Here is an 11,853-nt window from a genome sequence, read left to right on the forward strand (position 1 = left end):
GAATACTCCCGATTTGACAAGTATTCGTTATAAAATAAAAAGATGCTTTTTATAGCATCTTTTTAGTAGTGGTATTTATTAAGATCAATTTTTAGTTTTTGTTATTTATGTTTAATTTTTTATCAACTTCTTAAACTCTTTTTAAAAAAATGAAATAATTGTTTTATGAGATTTATATAGTAAAAATAGACCAGTTAAAGTGAATAAAATTTTAAAAATCTCACTCTATTTTACTAACCCACGCACTAAATATATTCCGAAATTTATAAACTCCGGATACAATCATTAAGAAATTAAAAGGAAATAATATTTTATTTATTGTTTCTTTCATTATATTATTGAATTCGTCTTTATTTCAGCAAATTGCCTACAATTTGTTTTTTTTGCGAACCATAAAATGATCACAATAAGTTCATAAAGTTTCTTTTTATGTCTATAAGTGAAGTTTTCACAACGCCTTATCTGGCCAAAAGTCTTTTGGAGAACAATCTAAAGCTTTCGCAATTAAATTCAAATGTACAACATTGTATTTGGCTTTTTTTGATGGTGCTTCTATTTGAGAAATAAATGTAATGTTTTTACCAATTGATAATGACAGCTCTTCTTGTGTAACATTTTTAGTTTCTCTAATTTCTCTGACTTTAGAGATAACATAACGTTCTATTTCATCTAATGATTCATGCATAAGTCAAATTGAAACAAAAAACGATTAATATGTTATGTACTATAGTACATATTTGAAATATTGTTATATATTTGTAATTGGATTACATTGAAAAATGTATTTTTGCGATTCTTCAAATAAAACATTGAAGCATTCGCTTAGAATCTCGTATCAGAAAACTGGTAATTTTTAGCAACGAGGTAATAAGTATGATGCTCACGTCCTATGGCGTGGGCTCACTTATTGTTGCTCGGTATACCAGTACCTCTGATGCAGTAAGCTGAGTTCCATGCCATTTTTTTATGCCCATTATTTAGGCATAACTCAACTTCAATTCTTAGCACTGCTTCTTTTTTTAAGTTTCGCAATATCATTAATTATTAATGAATTAGTAGGGAAAGACACTGCCACCGTCTGGCTGCAACAGGCAACGGCAGTAGGCTTTCCTGTTTAAAAAACTTTTTAAAAAATTGCCAATGAATTAAAAAAAACACAAAAAAACACAAAAAAACTTTGTGCCTTAGCAGTACAACAAAAAAATGGCCCTCTAACTCGTCGGCAAAACTAGACTAGAGGACCGTAGCTAAATTAACTAACGTTTCACTTAACTAACCCAATATTATGAATAATTTTTCATTTTTCAGGGGTGGAAAGGCTTTTTGTTTCCTTTTTTTAATGGGTGTCATCCTGTCTTTTTCCCCTTTACAAGCCAACAATTCACTACGGCATAGTCTTGTAACTATCCAACAGTTTAAAATTCAAGGAACTGTAACCGATGGTGGCAATCCCTTAGCAGGCGTAAGCATTTCGATAAAAGGAAAACCAAATGCCACCGTAACAGATTACAATGGTCATTACACCCTTTCTGCCTCACCAGAAGATATTTTAGTTTTTTCGTATATAGGATACAGAACGCAACAGGTTTCCGTGCAAGGGCGCACCACAATCAACATCAGCTTACAGGAAAACACGACCAAACTTCAGGAGGTCAAGATCAATGCGGGATACTATTCTGTAAAGAACAGTGAACGCACCGGTAGCATTTCCAAAATAACTACCAAAGACATCGAGAAACAACCTGTTACCAATGTATTGGCCACGATGCAGGGGCGTATGGCGGGAGTAGATATCACGCAAGACACAGGAACTCCCGGCGGTGGGTTTCAAATAAAGATACGAGGACTCAACAGTCTTCGTGAAGAAGGCAATGAACCACTGTATATTATTGATGGCGTGCCGTATTCGTCGGAAGTAATCGGATACAGCAATACTACTAGTGGAATACCTACACCTACCAGTCCGTTAAACAGTATTAATCCCAACGATATTGAGAGCATAGAAGTTCTAAAAGATGCCGATGCAACGGCTATCTACGGTTCACGCGGTGCCAATGGCGTGGTACTGATTACTACCAAAAAAGGCAAGGCAGGGAAAACTAATGTAACAGTTTCTGCCTCCTCAGGAATTGGAAAAGTTACCAAAATGATAGACCTGATGAATACCCAGCAGTATCTGGAAATGAGAAGACAGGGTTTTGCCAATGATGGTGTTACTACATATCCCGATTGGGCGTATGACATTAATGGAACCTGGGATCAAAACCGCAATACCGATTGGCAGAAGGAACTTTTGGGCGGTACTGCGGTAATCACCAATATGCAGGCATCCGTATCGGGTGGTTCCGATTTAACTCAATACCTGTTGAGTGGTACCTATCACACTGAAACAACGGTACTCCCGGGAGATTTTGAGTACGATAAAGCGGCTGTTCATTTTAGCATGAACCATAGGAGTGAAGATAAAAAGTTTAAACTCACTTTTTCAACAGGCTATACCGCCCAAGACAATCTACAGCCTGAAACCGATATTAGCCGCACTGCACGAAATCTGGCTCCAAATGCCCCCGCTTTATATGATGCCGACGGTAACCTGAATTTTGAAAACAGTACCTTTAGAAATCCATTGGCAGCACTTCGCGCCATCACCACTGCAAAAACAAATGATCTTATTGCCAATACCGTACTTAGCTATCAAATATCCCCCAGTTGGGAACTCAAGGCTAACTTAGGCTTAACGGATTTAAAGAATGCTGAACAGCGACTATTGCCTTCGACGATGTATGATCCTGCCTATGGATTGGGAAGTAACCGCTCATCGATGTTTTCCAACAATACTCAAAGAAAATCATGGATTGTGGAACCGCAGCTTCGCTGGAACCATGATTTTGGAATAAGTAAAATTGACATACTGGTGGGGGGTACTGCGCAGCAGCAAACTTCTTCAAGGCTGTACCTGTTCGGATATGGTTTTGCCAGCAACAGCCAGATTACAGATATAGCTTCTGCCACGCAAAAATCCATTTATGTAAGCGATGAAACTCTGTATAAATACCAAGCCTTTTTTGGGCGGCTCAATTACAATTGGGATCAAAAATACATTGTGAACATAACAGGAAGAAGGGACGGCTCCAGCCGATTTGGTCCAGGTAAGCAGTTTGCCACTTTCGGAGCTGTAGGCGCCGCTTGGCTGTTCTCGAAAGAAAATTTCCTCAAGGAAAACACCGTTTTGAGTTTTGGAAAGCTTAGAGCGAGTTACGGCAGTTCGGGCAGTGATCAAATAGGGGATTATCAGTATTTGGATACCTATACTTCTTCAGGTCTGAATTATAATGGTGCAATAGGTTTGGATCCTACACGACTCTACAATCCAGATTTTAGTTGGGAAATCAATAAAAAATTGGAAGCTGCATTGGAAATGGGGCTTCTAAGTGATCGAATATTCTTTACGCTGGCTTGGTATCGAAATCGATCGTCCAATCAGCTGGTGGGAATTCCTTTGCCTGGCACCACTGGATTCAGCTCTATTAATGCCAATTTAAACGCGACCGTCCAAAATATGGGTCTGGAATTTACACTGCGAACCTTAAATTTTGAAAGTAGAAATTTTAAATGGACAACTAACTTTAATATCTCGGCTTCCCACAACAAACTGCTTTCTTTTCCAGGACTCGAAGGATCTACTTATTCTAATCGCTATGTTATCGGAGAATCTACAAGCATTGTAAAGACATATCAGTTAAATGGGGTCAATCCGCAAACCGGACTCTATGAAGTGGAAGATATCAATAAAGATGGAATGATTACTTCTTTGGAAGACAAAAAAAATATTGAGGATCTCACTCCAAAATATTTCGGAGGTTTAGAAAACCAGTTTCAATATGGAAATTGGCAATTGGATTTTCTTTTTCAATTTGTAAAACAGAAAAATTATGACTACAGTCCCAGCGTTCCTGGAGGAAGTTTCTTTAATCAGAATTCGGATATGACCAATGCATGGCAACATGCAGGCGATCAAGTTCCCTTTCAAATGAATACATCAGGTGAAAATGGGGATGCCGTAAATGCCTATTATAATTATCTGGACAGTAATGCCTCCATTGTAAATGCCTCTTTTATTCGATTAAAAAATGTTGCACTAAGTTATGACTTGCCACAACAGGCCATCAAAGGGGTGCACTGCAAAATCTCACTGCTGGGACAGAATGTGTTAACATTTACCCCATACAAAGGCGGTGATCCCGAATTTAAATATACTGCCTACCTGCCTCCGTTAAGAATAATCACGGCTGGTGTACAGCTTACTTTTTAACCTTAATACATACAGCCATGATATATATACTTATTATTTTTAAAAAGCTACTTCATAAAAGTGCTAAAGAATTGACTGCTAATAGTTGTTTCCTTATAGCGGTATGTCTAACACTAGCTGGCTGCGACAGCTTTGTGGAAGTGGATCTTCCTGCTTCACAACTGACAGCCAAAACCGTGTTCGAAGATGCAGGAACTGCTAATGCCGCAATGGCGGGTTTGTATGCCAAAATGAGAGATGGCGGCTTGTTAAATGGAAATTCAAATGGTGTTTCCTGTAATCTTGGCCTCTACGCCGATGAATTTGACTACTACTACGCATATGACGTAAGCAATTTTTATACCAATTCGCTATTTCCTGGTGAACTAGGTGTAAACGATATCTGGAACAAGAGTTACAGCCAGATTTATAGCGCCAATGCAGTTCTTGAAGGATTGGATAATTCCATATCCATTGCCGAAGCCAATAAAAAACAGTTGCAAGGGGAAGCTATCTTTGTGAGGGCATTGCTTCATTTTTATCTGTTAAATCTTTATGGCGATATTCCTTATATCACCACAACGGATTATCTGCTGAACAGCAAAGTGTCCAGAATGCCAGCCGATAAAATCTACAGCCTAATTCTGATGGACCTGAACAAAGCTGTTGAATTACTATCAGAGGATTATGTTTCGCCTGAGCGCATTCTTCCCAACCGAAGTACTGCTAAAGCACTTTTGGCAAGGGTCTATTTGTATATGGGAATGTATCCTGAAGCATCCAATGCCGCCTCTTCTGTGATTAATAATCCACTCTATAGCTGGGAAACGGATTTGGATAAAATCTTTCTAAAAGAAAGCCGCACTACAATCTGGCAATTTATGCCTAACACATCCGACAGCAATACTGCTGAGGGAAGTCTTTACATTTTTACTTCTGGTCCACCACCGGTCGTGGGGCTTAAACCGGATTTTGTAAATGCTTTTGAAGCGGGTGATCTGAGAAAAACACATTGGACAACTGAAGTGACTGACGGAGTCTCAACTTGGTACCATGCCTCTAAATACAAACAGCAATCCACCACTCCAAGCTCGGTAGAATATTCTATAGTGTTTCGTTTGGCTGAGCAATACCTAATCCGCGCCGAAGCCAGAGCGTATCAGGGCGATCTGATAGGTGCTAAGGAGGATCTAAATGTGATTCGAACTACTGCGGGACTTACCAATACAACTGCAGTTACCGCTGAAGAAATTATAACCGATATTCTCAATCAGAGGCGGTTTGAGTTGTTTACTGAATTTGGGCAGCGTTTTTTTGATCTGAAACGAACCGGAAAACTTGACGAGACCTTGTCTGCTTCTAAGACTGGCTGGAATACCACCGATAGTTTGTGGCCATTGCCTGCCCTTGAATTGAACTCCAATCCGAATCTGAATCCACAAAATCCAGGATACTAAAATCATTATGAAAGCAATGCTTATAGTAAGAAAAAAAATTGACTTCGAAATTTTGAGTTTAGTATTGGCTACACTTCTTTTGTTACTGTCCTGTCCCTGTATGGGGCAGGTACAACAAAAGAAGGCATTAACCGAGAACGATTACCAGAGATGGGGAACACTAGAAGTAAAAGCCATTTCTGACCAAGGGAAATGGGCAAGTTATGCGATGCGTTACGAAAACCACAGTGATACTTTATTTGTGCAGAACATCGCTAAAAATAAAAGCTATGTTTTCCCAAAAGGAAATGACGGTCGTTTTGGAGGGGAACAACTCTTTGCTTTTCTAGCTCCCGATTCAAAACTAAAAGTAATGGAGCTGCCCACAGGCAAAATTGCGGTTTATGACAATGTTAAGCGGTATGAGCTGGCAAAGGATGGCCAATATATAATCACCCTGAATAAAGGTTACGGTGAAAAATGCCTGATGCAGATCCGCAACCCAAATGGTAAGGTGATTGACAGTATTGACGGTATCTCTGAATATGTGTTAAATGCAGATAAGGATGCGATTGTGTATGCTTCGAGTCAAAAGGATTATAGCGAGATAGGGATTATTCATTTTACCCTCTATTCACATACTGCTGTTTCAAAAGCAAACGGCAGTCACTTTTTTAACTTGATGTGGGCTAAGGACTCTAAATCGGTGGCTTTTTTACGGGAGACAGATTCAGCTACTAAGGAAGTTACCGTGAATTATTATAGAATTGCTGATAAAAAGCTCTTCTCACTGGATTATGCCTCTAAAGCGGATTCAAAGAATATGGAAGTTTTTAAAAGGACCACATATGCCATTTCCGACGATGGAAAAAAAGTTTTTTTTATGTTAGCCAAAAAGAAGGATCCTAATTTAGAAAAGCCGGATGTGCCTGAAATTTGGCACGGCAACGACAAATGGCTTTATGCAGACAGACAACGGCAGCAGACTGAGGGCGATATTCCCAAAGTAGCTCTCTGGTATCCTGAAACGGGTTTATGTTTACAGATCAGCGATGACGAGCTACCGTCAATCATGCTGAGCGGACAACAGCAGTATGCTGTTTTATATAATAAGTTTTCCTATGGCCTGCAATCGAAATATTATGAAGAAGCGGATTTTTATTTAACCAATCTAAAGGATGGTTCCAAGGAGCTGATACTGAAAAAGCAATCCGTTGATTTGAACCAGATGGGCTTTGATCCTTTCAGCAACAGAATACTGTATTATCGGGAAAGTAATTGGTGGTTGTATGATCCTGTGAAAAAAACACATACCAACCTGACCAAAAAAGTTGCAATTCACTGGGACAACTATAATACTTCTGATGCTCCCCATCAATTTGGAGCCTATGGCAATCCGGGCTGGACCAATGATGGAAAGAATGTTTTATTGTATGATGCCTATGATATCTGGCTGGTGGCTATCGATGGTTCTTCTTGTAAGCGATTAACCAGAGGATACGAGAAAAACCTAGTTTACAGGATAACTCCCATTGAATATGACTGGCGATCACAGAGTAACTATGATGGAAGGAAACCCACCATTTTTGATCTATCCGAAGACCTACTGCTCGAAGCCACCAATAGTGAAAACTGGTCAACGGGATATTTTATTTACAATGATAAATCGAAAGAACAACCCATAGTATATGAAGCCAGTAAAATAGATGAAATCCGCAAGAGTAAAAACAGTGCTTATATCTTCCAGACTCAAACTTTCAATCAGTCGCCGCGATTGGAATTCAGAAGGAAAAACCAGACCGCTTCCAAAATTTTATTTCAGTCCAACAAACCGCAAAAAGAGTATTCTTTTGGAAAATCTGAATTACTGTATTACTACAATAGTAAAGGTCAAAAACTAAAAGCGGCGCTGTTCTATCCTGCCAATTATGACCCAACAAAAAAATATCCAATGGTAGTCCATATCTATGATGTAATGTCTGATGAACTTCATCAGTATGTCAATCCCAGCTTCTTGAATAGGGAGGGGTTTAATGTAACCAATTATACGCTCAATGGTTATTTTGTGCTGATGCCCGATATCATCTACCAGATGGGTAATCCTGGAAGTTCGGCCGTTGATTGTGTAACAGCCGGAGTCAATGCGGTTACAGGCAAAGGATTGGTGGATAAAGATAAGATCGGTTTGTTCGGGCATTCTTTCGGGGGTTATGAAACCAATTTCATCATATCGCAGACCAATATTTTTAAAGCCGCCGTTTCCGGAGCCGGAGTGAGCGACATCATTTCTTATTACTTTAATATCAGCAGGAATGGTTATTTTCAGTCTGATATGTGGCGATTTGAAAATCAGCAGTTCCGCATTGGAAAATCGCTGTATGAAGATAAGGAAGCATATGTCAGCAACTCACCCATTATGCACGCCGAAAACGTAAAAACCCCGCTGTTGCTATGGGCAGGTAAAAATGACAGGATTATTCCGTGGAATCAAAGCATTGCCTTTTATCTAGCGCTTCGAAAATTGGAAGTTCCAACACAGATGCACGTTTATCCTGACGAAGACCATTCACTAGAGAATCCAGAAAACCAGAAGAATCTCAGTCAGCGAATGATGGAATGGTTTGATTATTGGCTGAAAGGGGAAGCTGAATTTAAAGCAGTATCAAAAGAAACGGAATAGGGAATAAACATAAAAAAATAATGCAGTTTTTCAAAAAAACTGCATTATCTTCATTGAAAAATGATTTTACTAATTGCGGTGCAATTGTTGATTACAAGAAGTTTCACTTCCACCGTAGGCTGTAAAGCCCCCACTAAGACAGGCAGGTCCGGAACCCGGGCTACAGTCCACATTCTTCACTTCCTGACAGTTGTCTACAGGTGGATTGTGAATGTAAGCTGTAATCAAAACATCTGTTTTGCTTACATCCGAAGTGTTAGTACTTACTGCACCAGCACTGGCCAGAGCAAATGCTGCAATTGGCAGCATAAAGGCTCTTAAAATGGTTGTTTTCATAATGTTAAAATTTAAATTAATAGAATTTGATCTACTCTTTTCTACAGGTTTTCGATCGTTACTCCTGTCACCGGCCGGTATCTTTCAATAATATTTATATACTTTACTAAATTTTGGATTGGATTCTTTTCCCGTATCCGTATTTCAGCATATAATGTCCCGAAAGGATATACATCGCTGAATCGCCAGCGAAAAAGTTTTTCATTCGCCCCGCTTCTTCATCATACACGTAAAAACTCAAAAGATAAGTCTGTTTTGACAAATCATAAACGTCAACTACAGAAGCATACTTCCACACATCAATCTCTTCATATTTGCCTCGTAACAGGGAATTAACGAAAAGTAAGTTACCCCGTACTGTTGTGTGACGATTAACCATATACGGTGGTGCTGCCAATTTTATGTCCCCGGATTGTTTTATTTTTATCACTTCTAATTTTGCTTTAGTAGTAGTGTCAATGGTATTGGCACGATGCTCAACGGTTAGGTTTTCCTTTGTAATAATATATTGGTTGCGATAGTAGTAAGTGTAAATCAGTTTATGCAATGTGGCGCTATATTGTAGTGTACCATCGGTATCAAAAATTCCTTCCATCTGTTTTTGCAGAACCTGTGGATTGTATTTGATTTTTGGATTCTCATAGTTGTTGGCAATCCCCAGAATATTTTCTCCTGTCGGAGGTTTTTGGGTTCTAAAAGCCAGCTGCTCATCATTGATAAAGACTATATCTGAAAAATAGAATTGTTTTTCCATCATTACTTTGGCTTTCCAGTGGGAAATCAAACCTCTGTAAATGACAGGAACCGTCCCATCAATTACATAGAAATATGGAGCGTTAATCCGAATCTCGACTGCCTTAAAATTAAAATTCTCACGGTCCAATTGGATGGTGTATTTCTTTTTGCTTTTTAGATTGGAATCAATTTCAAGAATTTGGAGAGGTGCCAAACGATTGGCTAAATAAATTTTATTTTTATTAGTACCAGCAACATAATAAGATGTATTTCTTAAATCAATGCTGCCTACTTTGGCTGCTGTCGCTTGTGGAAAGCGTCTAATAAAAGGGTTTTCCTTTTGCATGATGTCTTCCGAGAAAAGAAATAATCCTGTAATGACCAAAACACTTCCTAAAACTAATAAGGATAGTCGAATCAGAATGCGGCTATTCATGGATCGCAATAAAATGGCGAATATTGCCAAAAACAGGAATGCCAGATTAAAAATAAGATGTTCTTTCCATCCTAACTTTTCCAAAATACCACCGCATGAACAGGGAATAAAATAACTGAAGTGCAGTATGATAACTATATAAGTAGTAAACATACTCATCAAGGCTACTGCAGCACATAAAGCAAAATATCTAAATCTAGGGACACTCAGTAGAACTGCAATAATCAGTTCCAGAACAATTACTGTAATAGACACAAAATCTGCAAAGGGACTTAAAAGGGGAGACTGTCCCAACTGAGCCTGAAAGTTTTCAAAATCCAATAGTTTACTGACTGCTGCATAGACAAAAAGTATAATATAGAGCAAACAAATAAACTCTAAAAACAAGTTCTGTATTTTGATATTGAATCTCATAGCTTCATAGATTTTAGTTCTACATAGCAAAATTCTGAATTCAAAAGCCAAAAGACTTGTCTTATTGGGAGCAAAACTTGGTCAAAACGGATAAAGTTTGAAAAAGTAAAATTTAACCTTCCAGTATAGAAGTAGAACCGGTTTCATTTCGCTTTATTTCATATGGAGAAAAACCAAATCGTTTTTTAAAGGATTTTGAAAAATTGGGATAATCGTTAAAGCCATTCATCACCGATATATTTTTCAAAGGTATCGTAGTGTGTTCAATCATAAAATAAGCTCTTTTCAAACGCTCATCATTATAAAACTGGTAAATACTGGTCTTAAAAAAATGACGAAAACCATCTTTTAATTTATGTTCATTAGTACCAAATTCAGATGAAAGCACTTTTAGCGATGGAAGCGGTTCTTCAAGGTGTGCCAATATATAGTCATAAAGTTTTTGAATCAAGAGGGCATCTTCCTTTCGAGTTTTATTATGTTTCTCGTTTTCATTTTCGTATGCTAAAGGTATGTAGGAATCTTTACGGGCAGGAGTAACAAAATTTAATATAATTTCCGAACTATTAACTAACCTTCCAATAGTACAGGAAACAGAAACAGGCAAATGTTCATTAGGTTTAAAATCTAAAGCAATAGTTGTAGGCAATGAAACATTTGCATCGAGTACATCATGAAGTTGTTGCAAAGAAACTGTAGTAATAATGCCCGCCAAAGGCAGGTCTATCAATTCAGATTCCGAATAACCTAAAAAATAAGCAATTTCAGGAGTAAAGCTCTTGATAGAAAAAGAGGCGTCCAAAACAAGTGTACTTTGAGCTATAAATTGAAGTTTTCTATGGGCATTAACATAGCCGACATTAAAAATCGACTCTTTCATTTCTTCCGCAACCATATTAATTAAAACAACAAGTGTTTCCAATTCTTCATCATTGGAACTTAAGGGAATGTGACTGTTAAAATTGCCTCGTGCCATCTCAAATAGCATTTGATGAATGGTTACAATACGTTCTTCGTTGTATGCTTTTTTCATAAGATTCAACTCTTAATTCTTTTTTTAATAAACTAAATCCTAAACAAACCTTTTCAGATAAACCAACGCATCATCTTCTTTAATGAAAATTTGAGTAGGTACAGAAGGCTTACTAATCTCTACATAAAAAGTGCTAATAATTAAGGAAACTTTTTCATGTACAATAAGCGCTACTGCTTTTGTCAATATGGAGCCCGATTGTGCCAAATGATCTCTTCCAGCTTTCTCAGTGGCAACGACACCTCGAATATCACATAGAATAGGATAAGATCTCTCGTTTTGAAAATGAATTCTATCGGTTACAACACACCGGGCTACCTTAAGATCAATAATAGTATTTGGTTTATATTCAAAAAAGAGTATGCCATCGGTTATCCAAAACCGAGCAAAATCATTTTCATAAAGATCATGTGCTGCAATCATGTTCTATGAATTAAAGTCTTACAATTTAACAAAAATATAAACATTTATTAATATTGCAGTTGTCTATTT

Annotated in this window: 8 protein-coding genes; 3 read left to right on the plus strand and 5 right to left on the minus strand. The window is 37.9% G+C overall.

Annotated features, from left to right (window positions below; all coding sequences use genetic code 11):
• Nucleotides 1-448: 448 nt before the first annotated feature.
• The gene (locus AC1DVP_RS05655) at nucleotides 449-685 is read right to left on the minus strand and encodes a helix-turn-helix domain-containing protein (RefSeq protein ID WP_100844380.1); all 237 of its coding nucleotides are present in this window, start codon (nucleotides 683-685) and stop codon (nucleotides 449-451) included.
• A gap of 600 nt (nucleotides 686-1,285) precedes the next feature.
• Here AC1DVP_RS05655 and AC1DVP_RS05660 point away from each other — a divergent pair.
• From AC1DVP_RS05660 to AC1DVP_RS05670, 3 genes are read left to right on the plus strand one after another with little or no spacing between them, the layout of a single operon-like run.
• Nucleotides 1,286-4,312 (plus strand): SusC/RagA family TonB-linked outer membrane protein, encoded by a 3,027-nt coding sequence (locus AC1DVP_RS05660; protein WP_100844381.1) that lies wholly within the window; start codon nucleotides 1,286-1,288, stop codon nucleotides 4,310-4,312.
• Between the two features lie 17 nt (nucleotides 4,313-4,329).
• On the plus strand, nucleotides 4,330-5,748 hold the full coding sequence (locus AC1DVP_RS05665) for a RagB/SusD family nutrient uptake outer membrane protein (protein ID WP_477182559.1): 1,419 nt from the start codon (nucleotides 4,330-4,332) through the stop codon (nucleotides 5,746-5,748).
• A 7-nt stretch (nucleotides 5,749-5,755) separates the two neighbouring features.
• On the plus strand, nucleotides 5,756-8,407 hold the full coding sequence (locus AC1DVP_RS05670) for an alpha/beta hydrolase family protein (RefSeq protein ID WP_100844383.1): 2,652 nt from the start codon (nucleotides 5,756-5,758) through the stop codon (nucleotides 8,405-8,407).
• Between the two features lie 69 nt (nucleotides 8,408-8,476).
• Here AC1DVP_RS05670 and AC1DVP_RS05675 read toward each other — a convergent pair whose 3' ends face one another.
• From AC1DVP_RS05675 to AC1DVP_RS05690, 4 genes are all read right to left on the minus strand, one after another.
• Nucleotides 8,477-8,743: a DUF6520 family protein gene (locus AC1DVP_RS05675; RefSeq protein ID WP_100844384.1), complete on the minus strand. Its 267-nt coding sequence runs from the start codon at nucleotides 8,741-8,743 to the stop codon at nucleotides 8,477-8,479.
• Nucleotides 8,744-8,849: 106 nt separating this feature from the next.
• Nucleotides 8,850-10,328 carry a MauE/DoxX family redox-associated membrane protein gene (locus tag AC1DVP_RS05680; RefSeq protein ID WP_100844385.1) on the minus strand — a complete coding sequence of 493 codons (1,479 nt, stop codon included), beginning with the start codon at nucleotides 10,326-10,328 and terminating at the stop codon, nucleotides 8,850-8,852.
• A 112-nt stretch (nucleotides 10,329-10,440) separates the two neighbouring features.
• Nucleotides 10,441-11,361, minus strand: a complete 921-nt coding sequence (locus AC1DVP_RS05685; protein ID WP_477182560.1) for a helix-turn-helix transcriptional regulator — start codon at nucleotides 11,359-11,361, stop codon at nucleotides 10,441-10,443.
• A 39-nt stretch (nucleotides 11,362-11,400) separates the two neighbouring features.
• On the minus strand, nucleotides 11,401-11,784 hold the full coding sequence (locus AC1DVP_RS05690) for a DUF7793 family protein (protein WP_477182561.1): 384 nt from the start codon (nucleotides 11,782-11,784) through the stop codon (nucleotides 11,401-11,403).
• Nucleotides 11,785-11,853: the final 69 nt, after the last annotated feature.

The sequence above is a fragment of the Flavobacterium sp. P3_A6 genome (assembly GCF_056403035.1).

What these genes read in the sequence shown, in the direction of transcription:
- AC1DVP_RS05675 (WP_100844384.1), bottom strand. Translation starts at nt 8,743, where the DNA reads ATGAAAACAACCATTTTAAGAGCCTTTATGCTGCCAATTGCAGCATTT.
- AC1DVP_RS05670 (WP_100844383.1), top strand. Translation starts at nt 5,756, where the DNA reads ATGAAAGCAATGCTTATAGTAAGAAAAAAAATTGACTTCGAAATTTTG.
- AC1DVP_RS05655 (WP_100844380.1), bottom strand. Translation starts at nt 685, where the DNA reads ATGCATGAATCATTAGATGAAATAGAACGTTATGTTATCTCTAAAGTC.
- AC1DVP_RS05680 (WP_100844385.1), bottom strand. Translation starts at nt 10,328, where the DNA reads ATGAGATTCAATATCAAAATACAGAACTTGTTTTTAGAGTTTATTTGT.
- AC1DVP_RS05690 (WP_477182561.1), bottom strand. Translation starts at nt 11,784, where the DNA reads ATGATTGCAGCACATGATCTTTATGAAAATGATTTTGCTCGGTTTTGG.
- AC1DVP_RS05685 (WP_477182560.1), bottom strand. Translation starts at nt 11,361, where the DNA reads ATGAAAAAAGCATACAACGAAGAACGTATTGTAACCATTCATCAAATG.
- AC1DVP_RS05665 (WP_477182559.1), top strand. Translation starts at nt 4,330, where the DNA reads ATGATATATATACTTATTATTTTTAAAAAGCTACTTCATAAAAGTGCT.
- AC1DVP_RS05660 (WP_100844381.1), top strand. Translation starts at nt 1,286, where the DNA reads ATGAATAATTTTTCATTTTTCAGGGGTGGAAAGGCTTTTTGTTTCCTT.